Genomic DNA, 15,704 nt, shown 5'->3' with positions numbered 1-15,704 from the left:
ATGAGCACCAACGGCAATGCAGCGGCACCGGGCGTCAACGGCCGGGCCTACACCTACGAGGACCACAAGTTCGATGTGGTGGTCGTCGGCGCCGGCGGCGCGGGCCTGCGCGCGACACTGGGCATGGCCGAGCAGGGCCTGAGAACCGCCTGCATCACCAAGGTGTTTCCGACCCGGTCGCACACGGTCGCCGCCCAGGGCGGCATCGCTGCGAGCCTGCAGAACATGACGCCCGACAGCTGGCAGTGGCACATGTACGACACCGTCAAGGGTTCGGACTGGCTCGGCGATGTCGATGCCATGCAGTATCTCGCCATGGAAGCGCCCAAGGCAGTCTATGAGCTCGAGCATTACGGCGTGCCGTTCTCGCGCACCGAGGACGGCCGCATCTATCAGCGCCCGTTTGGCGGGCACATGCAGAATTATGGCGAAGGGCCGCCGGTGCAGCGCACCTGTGCGGCTGCCGACCGCACGGGCCATGCCATCCTGCACACGCTTTATGGCCAGTCGCTGCGCAACAATGCGCAGTTCTATATCGAGTATTTCGCCATCGACCTGATCATGGACGAGGACGGCACCTGCACCGGTGTCGTTGCCTGGAACCTCGATGACGGCACCATCCACCGCTTTTCGGCCAAGATGGTCGTGCTGGCCACGGGCGGTTATGGCCGGGCCTATTTCTCGGCCACATCCGCGCATACCTGCACGGGCGACGGCAACGGCATGATCGCGCGCGCCGGCCTGCCGCTTCAGGACATGGAATTCGTGCAGTTCCACCCGACCGGCATTTACGGCGCGGGCTGCCTGATCACGGAAGGCGCGCGCGGCGAAGGCGGCTATCTGGTCAATTCCGAAGGCGAGCGCTTCATGGAGCGCTATGCGCCGTCAGCCAAGGATCTTGCCTCACGCGATGTCGTCTCGCGTTGCATGACCATGGAAATCCGCGAGGGGCGCGGCGTCGGCAAGAGCGCCGACCATATCCACCTTCATCTCGATCACCTCGACCCGGCGGTTCTGGCCGAGCGCCTGCCTGGCATCTCCGAAAGCGCCAAGATCTTCGCCGGCGTCGATGTCACGAAAGAACCGATCCCGGTGCTGCCGACCGTGCATTACAATATGGGCGGCATTCCCACCAATTATTGGGGCGAGGTGCTGAACCCGACCGATGGCGATCCCGATGCGATCGCACCCGGCCTGATGGCCGTCGGCGAAGCGGGCTGCGCGTCCGTGCATGGTGCGAACCGTCTGGGTTCGAATTCGCTGATCGATCTGGTCGTGTTCGGCCGTGCTGCCGCGATCCGCGCCGGCGAAGTGGTCGATCGCGAAGCATCCGTTCCCGATATCAATCGCGCATCCTGCGACAAGATCATGGAGCGGTTCGACCGGTTGCGGCATGCCAACGGCGGTACGCCCACAGCCGATCTGCGCCTGAAGATGCAGACGATCATGCAGGAGGACGCCGCGGTCTTCCGCACGCAGGAGACGCTCGAACAGGGTTGCCGCCGCATGGACGCAGCTCATCAGGAACTGGCCGACATCAACGTCACCGACCGGTCGATGATCTGGAACTCGGACCTTGTCGAGACGCTGGAACTGGAAAACCTGATGGCCTGCGCGATCACCACGGTCTATGGCGCCGAGGCGCGCAAGGAAAGCCGCGGCGCCCATGCGCGCGAGGATTTCAAGGACGGCCCGATGGCGGGCCGCGACGACGAGAACTGGCGCAAGCACACGCTGGCATGGATGAGCGAGACCGGCGCGGTGACGCTCGACTATCGGCCCGTGCACACCGATCTTCTGGCCGAGGGCATCGAACTGGCCAAGATCGCGCCGAAAGCGCGGGTGTACTGACGCCTTCTGGTTCGGGTGCCGTTTGAGCAGCCGCCGCGGCGTGTCCGGCCCGGTAAACCCGATGGCAATGTCTTGGACATAAGGTATTCCGGTACGAGCCGGGAGCCAATTGTCGATGACGCCTCAGACCACGCCTACACCACAAGCCGAGCCCAAGGCCGAAGCTGGCGGATGGGTGTTCGGCGTGACGCTGACGCTGCTCGGATTTGGCTTCATGCTGCAAAGCCTGTTCGACACCGACATTGTCGTATCGGGCCTCGTTGTTCTGGTGGTCGTTGTGCTGGTCAGCCTTGCCGGGCCCCGCCGAGGGCATAGCGGTCGCGCGCGCTTTCTGCCGCCGCTGGTCCTGTTTCCGACGCTCCTTTTTGCGTTCTGGTACTTCATTACCATCAAGTTCGGCCAGTTCGGGCTTGGCCCGATCCTGTTTCATGCCAATCATGGCGTCGAAGCGAATGGGGTCGTCAGCGAGTTCCTTCGTACCTCGCGCATGCCGCTGGCCTATATCGTCGCGCTTGTCGTCGGGCTCTGGCTGCTGTCGGCGACCGACCACCGGTTTCGCCGGATCGACCGGCTGGCCGTTCTGCCGCTGCTGGTCTTCAACCCGTTCACCTGGTCGGTGGCAGAATATGTCGGCGATGCCGAAGCCGCCTCGCACAAGGTGGTCTATAGCGGCTATGCCGAGATTGGCGATCTGCGAAAGGCTGGAACCAACAGGCCAAACCTTTTGATCCTCTACCTTGAAAGCAGCGAGCGGACGCTGATGGATGAAGGCGCGTTCGGCGACGTGATGGCGCCGCTTGCGCCGTTTGCCGCACGCGGGATCGAGCTGACCAATCTGCACGAGGCGGCGCTGACGAACTGGACGTTGGCCGGTCAGGTGGCCTCCCAGTGCGGCGTCCCGCTGATGCCGCTGGGTCTTGTGACACACAACAGCTTTCATTTCATCGATGATGCGTTCATGCCGGGCGCCACCTGCCTTGCCGACCTGTTGACGCGCGACGGTTACCAGACGACGGTGATGCAGACCGCGCCGCTGCGGTTTGCAGGCGCGGACAAGTTCGCCGCCAGCCACGGGTGGCAAAAGCCATTGGCGTTCAGCCAATTGCGCGCCGACTATCCCGATGGCGGCAATGAATGGGGGCTCGATGACGAGGACATTTTCGACGCGGCGTTCCACGAGATCGAGCGCATCGTCGAAACCGGGTCGCCCTTTGCGCTGTCGGTGACCAATATTGGCGGCCACACGCCCAACGGCTTTGTGTCGCGCAGCTGTCACGGTCGCCCGACGGTCGACCGCTTCGACGATCCGACGCTCAAGGCTTTCCGTTGCTCGCACGAACTGGCCGCCGAACTGCTTGATCGGCTCGAAGTGTCCGGCCATCTCGACAACACCGTTGTCGTGATCCAGAGCGACCATCTGGCGATGCGCAACTCGGTCTACCGGCAACTCAAGCAGCGTGAACGGCGCAATTTCTTTGTCGCCTTCGGCCCCGGCATTGAACCGCAGGCGATCGACCGCGACGCGACCATGATGGACATCTATCCGACCATCCTCGAGCTGCTCGGCTATGCTCCACCCGATGGCCGGGCCGGGATCGGTGTCTCGCTTCTTTCGCAGAACCATACGCTGATTGAAACGCACGGATTGCCTGCGCTGGACAAGGCGATCTACGGCGATACGGCACTGCGCAACCGGCTCTGGGGCGTCGAGGCGGGCAGTTGAAGCGCGTCGATTTGGCCAAGGCACCGGACCATTTGCGCAGTTGCAACATTGCAGCGCAACATCGATAACATGCGCACTTTGGTCCAACTTGATCGGGCCGTGCCGCTTCACTATCACCTCCGGTGAGCGGCCCACGCGATACGTGGTCAGCGCCGGTTGCAGAAAAGAGACAAGGCAGATGGTCGAACTCGCCCTACCCAAGAACTCCCAGATTGAACCCGGCCGGTCCTGGGCCCGCCCGGAAGGGGCCAACAATCTCAAAGAGTTCCGCATCTATCGCTGGAGCCCGGACGACGACCAGAACCCGCGGCTCGACACCTATTACGTGGATCTCGACGATTGCGGGCCGATGGTGCTCGACGGCCTTTTGTGGATCAAGAACAGTGTCGACCCCACACTGACGCTGCGCCGGTCGTGCCGCGAGGGGATTTGCGGCTCCTGCGCGATGAACATTGACGGCACGAACACGCTGGCCTGCACCAAGGGCATGGACGAGGTGGAAGGGCCGGTGAAGGTCTATCCGCTGCCGCATTTGCCGGTGGTCAAGGATCTGGTGCCGGACCTGACCAATTTCTACGCCCAGCACCGGTCGATCGAGCCCTGGCTGAAGACGACGACGCCGGCGCCCGAAAAGGAATGGAAGCAGAGCCATGAGGACCGCGCCAGGCTGGACGGGCTCTACGAGTGCATCCTGTGCGCCTGCTGCTCGACCTCCTGCCCGTCCTATTGGTGGAACGGCGACCGCTATCTGGGGCCGGCCGTTTTGCTGCAGGCCTATCGCTGGCTGATCGACAGCCGCGACGAAGCCACCGGCGAACGGCTCGATCATCTCGAAGACCCGTTCCGGCTTTATCGGTGCCACACCATCATGAACTGCACCCAGGCCTGCCCGAAGGGGCTCAACCCGGCCAAGGCGATCGCCGAGATCAAGCAGATGATGGTCGAGCGGCGCGTCTAGCTGTCGAGGCTCCTCATCAAGCCGTTTCGTCGGCCAGGGCAGGCTCTTCTCGACGACCTAAACCGGCCGCACGGGCGATGGCAGCGCCGGTTGCCGTGGCGCGGTAGAACGCGCGGGGCGGCCGGGCATCCTCGTCCACGGTTCGGGTGACCCAGCCGCACGCTTCCAGTGACTTCAGCGCCTGCGACAGGGCCCTATTGGTGATAGAACCCAACGATCGGCCGATCTCATTGAACGTCCGCGGCGCCTGAAGGAGCGCCAGGACAGGAACGGTCCAGGCCCGGCGCAAAAGGTCCCGGTGCTGTGATGCCGCTGCGGCCTCGGTGAGCGCATGGGCTATGGCGGCAATATCCTGACCAGCCCCGGTCAGGCGGAACTCGGGTCGGAGCGGATGGCCGTGCCCGGGATTGCGCTCGACAAGGCCGAGATCAACCAGGTGCGTCACGCTCTGCGCAAAGGCTGTGCGGCCGGCGCCGGTCGCCGTCAGAAGTTGTGCCTGGCGGCCCGGAACACCCTCGTGCAGGGCGGCAAGGATGGCGAGGGACCAAGCCTTGCAGGTGATGTTGACAAGCGTCTCGATGTCCATAAAATATACTTAGCATAATTTTAAAACAAAGGAAGACGCCATGCCGGTCGTGACGCTGGACGAAACAATCACCATCGCGATCTCCGTGCGCGACCGACATGCCAGCGCCAAATGGTATGGCGAGATGCTGGGGTTCGAGCCGCTCTACCATGCCGACGATGTGGGCTGGAGCGAGCTGACGACGTTCTCGAAGGGTGTCACGCTCGGCCTAGGTGAGCAGGCCGAACCGGCGCCGGGCAATTCGGTCCCGGTGTTCGGCGTCCCCGACATCCAAACCGCACGCCGGAACCTTGAAGCGGCCGGCGTGGCCTTTGACGGTGAGACGATCGAGATTGAAGGGATGGTTCGTACCGCAACTTTTTATGACCCGGACGGCAACGCGCTGATGCTGGCCGAGGATCTGACAAAGGCAGCCTGACCGTTTCGATCCCGCCCTCCGCCTATTGGCCGTTTGTCGGGTTGCCGGCGATGCGGTCAATGAAGGCGGCGATCGTATCGAACATCTCCTTGCCGCGGCCGATCCAGATGTGTCCGCCATCGGGATAGACGATCAGTTCGGCGCCGTCGACCATCGCTGCGATGTGCCGCGCGCTCGTGGCGGTGTCGAAGAAATCATCCTCCGCCGAGATCGCCAGCGTCGGAACGGCAATGCGGCGGACGTCGAGATCGCCATAGCCGCCGACCGTGTCCGCCCACAGCCCTTCGGCGCGTGCGCTCACAGGCAGGATGCTGCGCCTTATGCGCGCCACGCGGGCCTGCTCGGCAGGCCCGGCGGCCGCAACCAGCGCCGGGTCGGTCGCCAGGACCAGGCGGGTCATCCGGTCCGGCATGAATTCGATCGCCAGCCAGAACAGAAAGTCGGAACGGAGCGCCGCCTTGACGAGGCGCTCCTGCAATGGCGACCAAGGTTCGACCGGCGGCAAACCGGGAACGTCGAGGGCGGGTACGATCAGGATGAGTGCGGCGCAGCGCTCGGGATGGCGGATCGCGAAGGCCAGTGCGGAGCGCGCGCCAGCCGATCCGCCAATGACGGCGACCTGGTCGAGACCCAGCGCATCGAGAAGATCGACGAAAACGTCGGCCTGCGCATTGGCGGACCGGTCCTCCGGCGCGGGCGACCCGGGATAGCCGAAGCGCGACGGCGATATGATCTTGTAACCGCGCTCGGCGAGCGGCCCGGCCATGGACAATCCCTGATCGTAGCCGCCGCCCGAACCATGGATCATCAGGACGGGCGGACCGTCGCCGGCCTCCGCATAGGCGAGTGGTCCGCTGCGCGTTTGGACCTGCTCGACGGCAAAGGCGGCGAGCCGCTGCTGCGCCTCGACCAGGGCGGCCTGATATCGGGCATACAATGTGCCGGCGCCGATCACGGCAACGGCAAGCAGAGCCGCAAAAACCCAACGGGTGATCTTCATGGGCGCCCGCCTCCGTCCGTTCGCATCTCGCGCCTAGCACAGCGGGCACAATCGAGCGTTGACCGGCGTCAAGGCGGTCGGACGCCGCTATTCCCGACGCAGGATCCGGTCGACCAGGAAGTTCCCCGCCCGGCTGGCCTGATAGGCGTCCATCATCGCCTGCTTGTCATAGTCTGTATGCAGCCAGTCGCGAAAGGCGATGCCGCGTTCGCGATGGGCGTCCCTGTAGGCTTCGATGAACGCGTCGAGCATGCCGGTCTTGGCGTGCTTGAGATGCAGGTAGCGGAACGACAATTGGGCCAAAGCGTCCTCAGGCGGGCGGCCGGACCAGAGCATGTAGAGCGCAGCCCCGAGCCCGGCGCGGTCGGCCCCGGACTTGCAATGCATCAGAAGCGGTTTTTCGGCGCGCTCGAAGATCGCAAAAAGCGCTTCGACCTCTTCGATCGTCGGCGGCATGCGCGAATAGAGCCGTGTGTCGATCATCTCGATGCCGGCGCGGGCGCATTCTTCCCGTTCGAGAAAGTAGGACCCCCACCGCGACGGACCGCGCAGATTGATGATCGTCCGGATGCCGCGGCGTTCGAGATCGGCGATCTGGGCCGGCGATGGCTGGTTCGAGCGCCAGACGCCCGGAGCGATTTCGTGCAGATTACGCCACCAAAGCCGCAGGAAGCCGTGATCGAACACCATCATGTCCAGATGGGCCCAGCGCCGGTTGGCGGGCTTCGACAGATCGGCGGTCCAGCCGTCACGCCAGATCGAGTGTCGTTCGCGAAAGGCGGATTTCAATCGGGCTATCAAGACAGTCGTGCCGCCGGTGGTTGGACCGCGCGGCCTGCTTAGGCACGAGGGCGCCATTTGGCAAGCGGCGGGCGGTTGCCGCAACTCACACAGAAGTGTTCCGGCTTGAATTGCCTTGGCCGTGGGAGGGCGTATGTCGAGGGCAGAGATCGCAGGAGCCCGGACATGCCGAAAAAAGTCATCCACGCCACCTTCCTTGCCGCCGCCTTGGCCATCGGCGCCATGACGGGCGCGGCCCAGGCCGAAACCCGGTCGCTGATCGTCGCCGGCGGGTGCTTCTGGTGTGTCGAGAGCGATTTCGATCACGTGGCCGGTGTCGTCGGCACCACATCGGGCTATGCGGGCGGCGAGATGCAGAACCCGACATACCGGAACCACGGCCGGCACCGCGAGGTTGTCAAGATCGACTATGATTCGTCGGTGACCGACTACAAGACGCTGATCGAGATTTTCCTGCGCACCGTCGATCCGCTGGATGCGGGCGGTCAGTTCTGCGATCGCGGACGCTCTTACGAAACGGCGATCCACGCGGCCACTGATGCCGAAAAAGTGGTGGCGCTCGAGGCGGTCAATGCAGCCTCGCAGGCTCTTGGACAAGAGGTGGTCATCCCCGTCGAGGGGCCGGTGACATTCTGGCGGGCCGAGGACTATCACCAGGATTATTATCTGAGCCAGGAACGCCAGTTGACGCGGTTCGGCTATGTCACCCGTGCCGAGGCTTACAAGGGCTATCGAAAGGGCTGCGGCCGCGACGCGCGCGTCAGGCAAATCTGGGGCGCCGAGGCCTATCGGGGCGTCGACAAGCCCGCGACCTGACTCGCGCGAACGCCGCCAAATCTTTGCCACGGCGGCATTTTTTGACGTTCACGCGCCAAATGTGCCGGTCGGCATTTTCCAGCCATTGCCTCCTGTGTCATAATAACGATACAGAAATCGGCAAGGGACGGTGAACTGCGACCGGACATCATGGCCATGGAAATCCAGAGCGCGACTTCAACCTTTGCGGGCGTGATCAACGGCCGCAGGGCCGGCACTGCCGCCGATGCAGACCCGCATATCGTCGACCAGCTCATCGCCGAACGCGGACAGACGCTGGTCAAGAGTCCCCTGTGGCCGGTGCTTCGCCCGGCGCTCTACAAGGTTCTGCACTACGACGAAGCCGTGCGCATGGCCGATGCCGTGGCTTCGATGAGCGGGCTGGATTGCTTCGGCCATATCAGCGATCTTCTGAAGCTCGATGTGCGCGTTCAGGGCAGCGGTCATCTGCCGTCGGAAGGCGCGTTCATTCTGGTTTCGAACCACCCGACGGGCATCGCCGATGGCGTGGCCGTCTACGACATGCTCAAGAACATTCGTCCCGACTTCATGTTCTTTGCCAACCGCGACGCGATCCGCGTCAACCAGCGGCTGGCCGAGATCATCATTCCGGTCGAATGGCGCGCCGACCAGAAGTCGCACGCCAAGAGCCGCGAAACGTTGGTGCAGACCAATGGCGCCTTCAAGGATGGCCGGGCCATCGTCCTGTTCCCGTCCGGGCGCATCGCCTACTGGTCGCACGGCGCGCTGCGGGAGCGGCCATGGATGGCCACCGGGATCCAGATGGCCAAACGCTATCACGTGCCGATCGTGCCGATGCACATGGAAGCGCGCAATTCGTGGCTGTTCTACCTTTTGGCGCACCGCAACCCGGAATTGCGCGACATGACGGTCTTTCATGAGCTGCTCAACAAGACCGGCAAGACCTTCTCGATGACGCTCGGCGCGCCGATTCAGCCGGAGACGCTCAACGGCGACGTACAGGACCTGACGGTCCAGCTGCAGGATCATTGCGAGCACACGCTCAAAGACGATCCCGGTGCCGTTTTCTCAGCCTGAACGCGTCGCTTTCGCGGGTCGCGTTGGCCGGCAGGCCGCGTTGAAAAACGGCGCCGGCCTGTCCGCAGGTCAGGCGATCTTCTGTCCGGTCTTGGCCCAGTCGGCGAGAAATGCGTCGAGCCCCTTGTCGGTCAGCGGATGCTTGACGAGCGCCTTGAGTGTCGCCGGCGGGACCGTCGCCACATCGGCGCCGAGCAAGGCCGCTTCCTTGACGTGATTGACCGTGCGGATCGAGGCGGCAAGGATTTCGGTGTCGAATTCGTAATTATCGTAGATGGTGCGGATTTCCTCGATCAGCTCCATGCCGTCGATGGCCATGTCGTCCAGGCGGCCGATGAAGGGCGAGATGAACGTCGCGCCCGCCTTGGCGGCCAGAAGCGCCTGATTGGCAGAAAAGCACAGCGTGACATTGACCTGCTGGCCGCCCTGCGTGATCGCCCGGCAGGCTTTCAGCCCGTCCATGGTCAGCGGCAGCTTGATGCACACATTGTCGGCGATCTTGCCGAGAATGTCGGCCTCTTTCATCATGCCGTCGAAATCGGTCGCGGCGACTTCGGCCGACACCGGGCCGTCGACGATGTCGCAGATTTCCTTGGTGACCTCGGCGATGTCGCGCCCCGATTTCAGGATCAGCGAGGGGTTGGTTGTCACCCCGTCCAGCAGTCCGATATCGTTAAGCTCCCGGATTTCGCCAACGTCCGCCGTATCGACAAAGAACTTCATGATTCCTCTTCCCGCGTTCGTGTTATGCGGCCGCGCCGCCCTTTCGGGTTTCGTTTAGAACAATCCGGCGTCAAGGTCACGGGTGATGTCCGACGATTCGAAAAATGTGCCGCGGACCGTGTCGGTTCTGGTGCCGACGCCGTCGCCGGTGCCTTACACATATGCGCTGCCGGACGGCGTTTCGGCGGACCCGGGCGCGATCGTCCAGGTGCCGCTCGGACCGCGCCAGGTGGCCGGAATCGTCTGGGAGGCCGGGGATAACGGCAACGACATCGATCCCGCCAAGCTGCGCCCGGTCACGACGGTTTTCGATTGTCCGCCGCTGACGCCGGACATGCGCCGTTTCATTGCGTGGGTGTCGCGCTACACGCTTTCGGCGCCGGGCATGGTGGCGCGCATGGTGCTGCGCGCCCCTGCGGCGTTCGAGCCGGAAGCGCCGGTCGCGGGCCTCGCGCTGACCGATGAACGCCCGCAGCGGATGACATCGGCGCGTGAGCGCGTGGTGGCGCTGGCTGCCGAAAGCAGCCCCATGGCGTGGACCCGTTCGGGCCTTGCCCATGCGGCCGGTGTCTCGCTTTCGGTGGTGGACGGGCTGGCTGCGGCCGGCACGTTCGAGGCCGTGACCCTGCCGCCCACAGCGATCGTGGCACCGCCCGATCCAAATCATGGCCCGCCGGACCTTCATGACAGTCAGGCGCGCGCGGCCGAGGCGTTGACGGGCGACATTCAGGCGGACCGGTTCGCCGCAACGCTGCTGGAAGGGGTGACGGGCGCGGGCAAGACCGAGGTCTATTTCGAGGCGATTGCGGCGGCCGTCAGCGCAGGCCGGCAGGTTCTGGTGATGCTGCCGGAGATCGCGCTGACGCAGGCCTTCATCGATCGGTTCGAAGCCCGTTTCGGCGCGCCGCCGGCGCCGTGGCATTCCGACCTGCCGCCGAAAACCCGCGAGAAGGTCTGGCGGCAGGTTGCCGAAGGATCGGTCGAGGTTGTCGCCGGCGCGCGTTCGGCGCTGTTTCTGCCGTTTGCCGATCTCGGGCTCGTCATCGTCGACGAAGAGCATGATGCCGCCTATAAGCAGGAGGATCGCGTCTATTACAATGCGCGCGACATGGCTGTCGTACGCGCCAAACTGGCCGATTGTCCGGTGGTGCTGGTCTCGGCCACACCATCGGTCGAAACGCGGCACAATGCGCTGGAAGGCCGCTACCGGCATTTGCGCCTTGACCGCCGCCACGCCGATGCGGCGCTGCCCGACGTCGCGCTTGTCGACATGCGCCAGAACCCGCCCGCCCGGGGCGGGTTCCTGTCACCGGTCCTGCTCGATGCGATGGCACAAACGCTCGAAAAGCAGGAACAGTCGCTCCTGTTCCTCAACAGGCGCGGCTATGCACCTTTGACGCTGTGCCGGGTGTGCGGACATCGCTTTGCCTGTGAGAACTGTTCGGCCTGGCTGGTCGAACACCGGTTCCGGGGCCAATTGCAGTGCCACCATTGCGGCCATCACGAGCCCGTCCCCGAAGCCTGCCCCGAATGCGGCACGTTCGACCATCTGGTGGCCTGTGGGCCGGGCATCGAGCGGATCGCCGAGGAAACGCTGACGCATTTCCCCGATGCGCGGGTGATCGTCCTGTCGTCGGACATGGCCGGCGGCGTCAAGCGGCTGCGGCTCGAGATGGAGGCGATCGCCAAGGGCGAGGCGGACATCATCATCGGCACGCAACTGGTCGCCAAGGGCCACAATTTCCCGCTTCTGACGCTGGTCGGCGTGGTCGATGCCGATCTGGGTCTGGCAAACGGCGATCCGCGCGCCGCAGAGCGAACGTTCCAGCTCTTGTCGCAGGTGACCGGACGCGCGGGCCGAACCGGCCGGAAGAGCCACGGGCTCATCCAGACCTACCAGCCCGAGCACCCCGTTCTGCAGGCCTGCGCCAGCGGCGATGCGGAAGCGTTTTATGCCGCGCAACTGGCCGAACGCGAACGCGGACAGATGCCGCCTTTCGGCCGGCTGGCGGCGGTGATCGTGTCTGCAACCAACCGCCCTGACGCCGAGGCGCACGGACGGGCATTGCGTGCCGCTGCGCCCTCTTCGAGCGACATTACGGTCTTGGGTCCGGCCGAGGCGCCGCTTGCCATGGTGCGTGGCCGCCACCGGTTCCGACTGCTGGTGCATGGTTCGGAACGCGCCGACATGCAGGCCTATCTGCGGGCGATGATCGCGACCGCGCCCAACCCCCGCGGCTCGGTCCGCGTTGCGGTCGATGTCGATCCGCAGAGTTTTCTGTGAGGGCCCAAGTTGCCGCGTTTCCCGCTAGCGAATCGACCGGCTTCGCGAATCGTATCCGCCCCAAACGGTCGTCGTTGTGTTCCCGTCCGCGGTCACATCGAAGCGATAGCTCGATACGGTGTTGCCCGTGGTGTTGCAGGGTGGCAGAAACCGGTGATTGACCACCGTGGTTCCGGACCCGTCCGACGTGACGCGGGTGCGACGATGTTCAAATGTCGTCCCATTGCTGATCTGATCCCACATCCTGATCCGGATCGGCACGCCGGCAACGGGCGAATGCCGGATCGTCAGTGTCGGCGGCGCTCCCCGACCGCCCAGACGCGTGCAGATATTGTCGAGGGTCAATGGCGAGACGGAAACCGAATTGACCTGGAAATCGACGGCAGTGGAGGCAATCTCGGCAGATGTGTCAGCGGTTTGCGTACAGCCCGTGACGGCCGCCATTGCGACAGTTGCACCGATAATAGTTGTAATTCTCATGAAAGTCCCCCTATCGTTTCAAGAATTGCGTATTTTGAATATGTTGTGACAGAAATTTCTATTCTTGTAAATTCATCCAAAGTATCAAATTACAATGCGATGACAATCCAATGCGAATGTTTGCTTCGGGTCGGGCGATAAGGGGCGCCGTCCGAACACCTTTGACGGCGTTGATCGCCGCCACACCCAGCCCGCGTGGATCGGTCCGCGTGGCGGTCGATGTCGATCCGCAGAGTTTCCTTTGACGTATCTTGCCAGTGCCGCATCTTCGCGGTCTTCCCGAAAGGCTTTCCATGCTCTCCATCATCCCTCCGCAAACCCTTGGCGAATGGCTGGCCTGGTCCTCGGCCCTGATCACGATCGTCTTCGGACTGATCTGTTTCTTTGCGCCGCGCACGACCTACCGCATCCTGCGCCTTGAGACCCGTCCGGACGTGCCCGAGGCCGTTTCAGAAAGCCGGGCGACGATGGCCGGCTTTTATCTGGGCGCCGGCATTCTGGCGATTTTGTTCCAACAGCCCTTCGTCTGGATGGTGCTGGGTGCCGGCTGGGCATTCACGGCGCTGGGGCGGCTGGTTTCGATCGTTGTCGACCGCGGCAACACCCGCTTCAACTGGGGCTCGCTCGTCTTCGAGGCTGCGTTGGCGGCCGCGCCGCTTGCCTTTGCGCTAGGCTACATTCGATAGCGCCGGTCATCGGCGCCATTTGTCCTGCGACAAAAGGGTGAGTGCGCCGTCTTGCACCGCAATAGGGGCTATGCTAGACGGCCCTGAAATGGCTGCCGGAGACAGCAACAGCTTTCGTGTGGCCATAAAAAATAAAGTCAAATCAATGTGTTAGATCGCCAATCAAACGCGAGATTACACATTCCGAACTTCAGGGACGTATCAAGCGGTGGCCAGTTCAACTTCCACGACCTCCGTTGCTGCCCGCTATGCCCGCTCGCTGTATGAGCTTGCCGCCGAAGCCAAGTCCGTCGAGGCGGTCGAAGAGGCGCTTGGCGCGTTCGAAGCGATGATCGGCGAGAGCGAAGATCTCAAGCGCCTGGTCGAAAGTCCGGTCTTTTCGGCCGATGAGCAGGCCGCGGCGATTGACGCCATCGTCGCAAAGGCTGGCCTGCCGGATCTGGCGTCGAATTTTCTTGGTGTCGTGGCGCGAAACCGGCGTCTTTTCGCGGTGCCGGCGATGATCGCCGCCTACCGCGATATCGCGGCGCGCGAGCGCGGCGAGGTGACGGCAGAGGTCACCACCGCGGCCGAACTGAACGCGACGCAGGAAAAACAATTGAAGGCGGCCTTGAAAGAGGTGGCCGGCAAGGACGTGACCCTCCATGTGACCGTCGACCCTTCCATTTTGGGCGGACTGATCGTCAAGCTGGGCTCGCGCCAGATCGACACGTCGTTGAAGACGAAACTCTCCTCACTCAAGCTTGCACTCAAAGAGGTCGGCTGATGGACATCCGTGCCGCGGAAATTTCCGCAATTCTCAAAGACCAGATCAAGAATTTCGGCCAGGAGGCCGAGGTTTCCGAAATCGGACAGGTTCTGTCCGTCGGTGACGGCATCGCCCGCATCTACGGCCTCGACAATGTCCAGGCCGGCGAGATGGTCGAATTCCCCGGCGGCATTCGCGGCATGGCGCTCAACCTTGAAAGCGACAATGTCGGCGCCGTGATCTTCGGCAATGACCGCGACATCAAGGAAGGCGACACGGTCAAGCGGACCGGCGCCATCGTCGACGTGCCGGTTGGCATGGAACTGCTCGGCCGTGTGATCGATCCGCTCGGCAACCCGATCGACGGCAAGGGCCCGATCAAGGCCAAGGCGCGCAGCCGCGTCGATGTCAAGGCGCCGGGCATCATCCCGCGCAAATCGGTGCACGAGCCGATGTCCACCGGCCTGAAGGCCATCGATGCGCTGATCCCGGTCGGCCGGGGCCAGCGCGAGCTGGTCATCGGCGACCGCCAGACCGGCAAGACCGCGATCCTGCTCGACACGTTCCTCAACCAGAAGCCGATCCACGACAACGGGCCGGAAAACGAAAAGCTCTACTGCGTCTATGTCGCTGTCGGCCAGAAGCGTTCGACCGTTGCGCAGTTCGTCAAGGTGCTCGAAGAGCGCGGTGCCCTCGACTATTCGATCATCGTCGCCGCCACGGCCTCCGACCCGGCGCCGCTTCAGTATCTGGCGCCGTTTGCCGGCTGCACGATCGGCGAATATTTCCGCGACAATGGCATGCATGCCCTGATCGGCTATGACGATCTGTCCAAGCAGGCGGTGGCCTATCGCCAGATGTCGCTGCTGCTGCGCCGTCCGCCGGGCCGCGAAGCTTTCCCGGGCGACGTGTTCTATTTGCACTCCCGCCTGCTCGAGCGCGCGGCGAAGATGAACGAGGACAATGGCGCCGGTTCGCTGACCGCGCTGCCGGTCATCGAGACGCAGGGCAATGACGTGTCCGCGTTCATTCCGACCAACGTGATCTCGATCACCGACGGCCAGATCTTCCTTGAGACGGATCTGTTCTTCCAGGGCATCCGGCCGGCCGTCAATGTCGGCCTGTCCGTCTCGCGCGTCGGCTCCTCGGCCCAGATCAAGGCGATGAAACAGGTCGCCGGTTCGATCAAAGGCGAGCTTGCGCAGTATCGCGAAATGGCCGCGTTCGCGCAGTTCGGCTCGGACCTCGATGCCTCCACGCAGCGCCTCCTCAACCGTGGCGCGCGGCTGACCGAACTGCTCAAGCAGCCGCAATTCTCGCCGCTGAAGACCGAGGAACAGGTTGCGGTCATCTTCGCCGGCGTGAACGGCTATCTCGACGAACTGCCTGTCGACAAGGTCGGCGCGTTTGAAGAGGGCTTGCTGACGCACATGCGCGGCGAGGGCAAGGCCGTGCTCGATGCGATCCGCAGCGAGCAGAAGCTGACCGACGAGATCGAGGAAAAGCTCAAGGCGAACATCGACGCATTCTCCAAGAGCTTCTCGTAAACCGGCGGGCAATGCCGAGTGCGC

At 63.6% G+C, this 15,704-nt stretch carries 15 protein-coding genes; 10 read left to right on the top strand and 5 right to left on the bottom strand.

All coding sequences use genetic code 11. The features are described 5' to 3' along the window. The 3 genes from sdhA to ACOQOU_RS09555 all read left to right on the top strand — a co-directional run bounded on the left by sdhA (nucleotide 1) and on the right by ACOQOU_RS09555 (nucleotide 4,532). Nucleotides 1-1,851: a succinate dehydrogenase flavoprotein subunit gene (gene sdhA / locus ACOQOU_RS09565; protein WP_306026050.1), complete on the top strand. Its 1,851-nt coding sequence runs from the start codon at nucleotides 1-3 to the stop codon at nucleotides 1,849-1,851. 115 nt (nucleotides 1,852-1,966) lie between these two features. Continuing rightward, nucleotides 1,967-3,574 carry a sulfatase-like hydrolase/transferase gene (locus ACOQOU_RS09560; protein ID WP_306026051.1) on the top strand — a complete coding sequence of 536 codons (1,608 nt, stop codon included), beginning with the start codon at nucleotides 1,967-1,969 and terminating at the stop codon, nucleotides 3,572-3,574. A gap of 178 nt (nucleotides 3,575-3,752) precedes the next feature. Next, nucleotides 3,753-4,532, top strand: coding sequence for a succinate dehydrogenase iron-sulfur subunit (locus tag ACOQOU_RS09555; RefSeq protein ID WP_109768933.1), 780 nt, complete (start codon nucleotides 3,753-3,755; stop codon nucleotides 4,530-4,532). A 16-nt stretch (nucleotides 4,533-4,548) separates the two neighbouring features. Here ACOQOU_RS09555 and ACOQOU_RS09550 read toward each other — a convergent pair whose 3' ends face one another. After that, entirely contained in the window at nucleotides 4,549-5,118 is a 570-nt protein-coding gene (locus ACOQOU_RS09550; protein ID WP_109768932.1) for a winged helix-turn-helix transcriptional regulator, read from the bottom strand. 40 nt (nucleotides 5,119-5,158) lie between these two features. Between ACOQOU_RS09550 and ACOQOU_RS09545 the strand changes: the two genes are divergently transcribed. Further along, entirely contained in the window at nucleotides 5,159-5,536 is a 378-nt protein-coding gene (locus ACOQOU_RS09545; protein ID WP_306026052.1) for a VOC family protein, read from the top strand. 22 nt (nucleotides 5,537-5,558) lie between these two features. On the opposite strand, the gene ACOQOU_RS09540 is transcribed toward ACOQOU_RS09545, so the two are convergent. Then, the gene (locus ACOQOU_RS09540; RefSeq protein WP_306026053.1) at nucleotides 5,559-6,536 is read right to left on the bottom strand and encodes an alpha/beta fold hydrolase; all 978 of its coding nucleotides are present in this window, start codon (nucleotides 6,534-6,536) and stop codon (nucleotides 5,559-5,561) included. An 87-nt stretch (nucleotides 6,537-6,623) separates the two neighbouring features. Next, entirely contained in the window at nucleotides 6,624-7,325 is a 702-nt protein-coding gene (locus ACOQOU_RS09535) for a fused DSP-PTPase phosphatase/NAD kinase-like protein (RefSeq protein ID WP_158585179.1), read from the bottom strand. A 177-nt stretch (nucleotides 7,326-7,502) separates the two neighbouring features. On the opposite strand from ACOQOU_RS09535, the gene msrA reads away from it, so the two are divergent. After that, nucleotides 7,503-8,153, top strand: a complete 651-nt coding sequence (gene msrA / locus ACOQOU_RS09530; RefSeq protein WP_306026054.1) for a peptide-methionine (S)-S-oxide reductase MsrA — start codon at nucleotides 7,503-7,505, stop codon at nucleotides 8,151-8,153. A 156-nt stretch (nucleotides 8,154-8,309) separates the two neighbouring features. Further along, nucleotides 8,310-9,212, top strand: coding sequence for a 1-acyl-sn-glycerol-3-phosphate acyltransferase (locus ACOQOU_RS09525; RefSeq protein ID WP_109768967.1), 903 nt, complete (start codon nucleotides 8,310-8,312; stop codon nucleotides 9,210-9,212). 69 nt (nucleotides 9,213-9,281) lie between these two features. Here ACOQOU_RS09525 and fsa read toward each other — a convergent pair whose 3' ends face one another. Continuing rightward, nucleotides 9,282-9,935, bottom strand: a complete 654-nt coding sequence (fsa, locus tag ACOQOU_RS09520) for a fructose-6-phosphate aldolase (RefSeq protein ID WP_109768927.1) — start codon at nucleotides 9,933-9,935, stop codon at nucleotides 9,282-9,284. A gap of 85 nt (nucleotides 9,936-10,020) precedes the next feature. Between fsa and ACOQOU_RS09515 the strand changes: the two genes are divergently transcribed. Beyond that, nucleotides 10,021-12,219 (top strand): primosomal protein N', encoded by a 2,199-nt coding sequence (locus ACOQOU_RS09515; protein ID WP_306026055.1) that lies wholly within the window; start codon nucleotides 10,021-10,023, stop codon nucleotides 12,217-12,219. Between the two features lie 24 nt (nucleotides 12,220-12,243). Here the strand turns inward: ACOQOU_RS09515 and ACOQOU_RS09510 are convergent, their stop codons facing one another. Further along, complete coding sequence (locus ACOQOU_RS09510; protein WP_306026056.1) at nucleotides 12,244-12,663, bottom strand: hypothetical protein; 420 nt, start codon at nucleotides 12,661-12,663, stop codon at nucleotides 12,244-12,246. A 329-nt stretch (nucleotides 12,664-12,992) separates the two neighbouring features. Here ACOQOU_RS09510 and ACOQOU_RS09505 point away from each other — a divergent pair, with 329 nt between their 5' ends. From ACOQOU_RS09505 to atpA, 3 genes are all read left to right on the top strand, one after another. Next, a complete protein-coding gene (locus ACOQOU_RS09505; RefSeq protein WP_306026057.1) occupies nucleotides 12,993-13,385 on the top strand; it encodes a DUF4345 family protein in 393 nt (130 codons plus the stop codon). Nucleotides 13,386-13,593: 208 nt separating this feature from the next. Next, nucleotides 13,594-14,151 (top strand): F0F1 ATP synthase subunit delta, encoded by a 558-nt coding sequence (locus tag ACOQOU_RS09500; RefSeq protein WP_109768924.1) that lies wholly within the window; start codon nucleotides 13,594-13,596, stop codon nucleotides 14,149-14,151. Beyond that, nucleotides 14,151-15,680 (top strand): F0F1 ATP synthase subunit alpha, encoded by a 1,530-nt coding sequence (gene atpA / locus ACOQOU_RS09495; protein WP_109768923.1) that lies wholly within the window; start codon nucleotides 14,151-14,153, stop codon nucleotides 15,678-15,680. Before ACOQOU_RS09500 ends, atpA begins: the two co-directional genes overlap by 1 nt. The last annotated feature ends 24 nt before the right edge of the window (nucleotides 15,681-15,704 follow it).

It is taken from the genome of Oceaniradius stylonematis, assembly GCF_965223445.1.
Classification (GTDB): domain Bacteria; phylum Pseudomonadota; class Alphaproteobacteria; order Rhizobiales; family Rhizobiaceae; genus Roseitalea; species Roseitalea stylonematis.
This window is presented reverse-complemented; position numbering and strand designations above follow the sequence as displayed.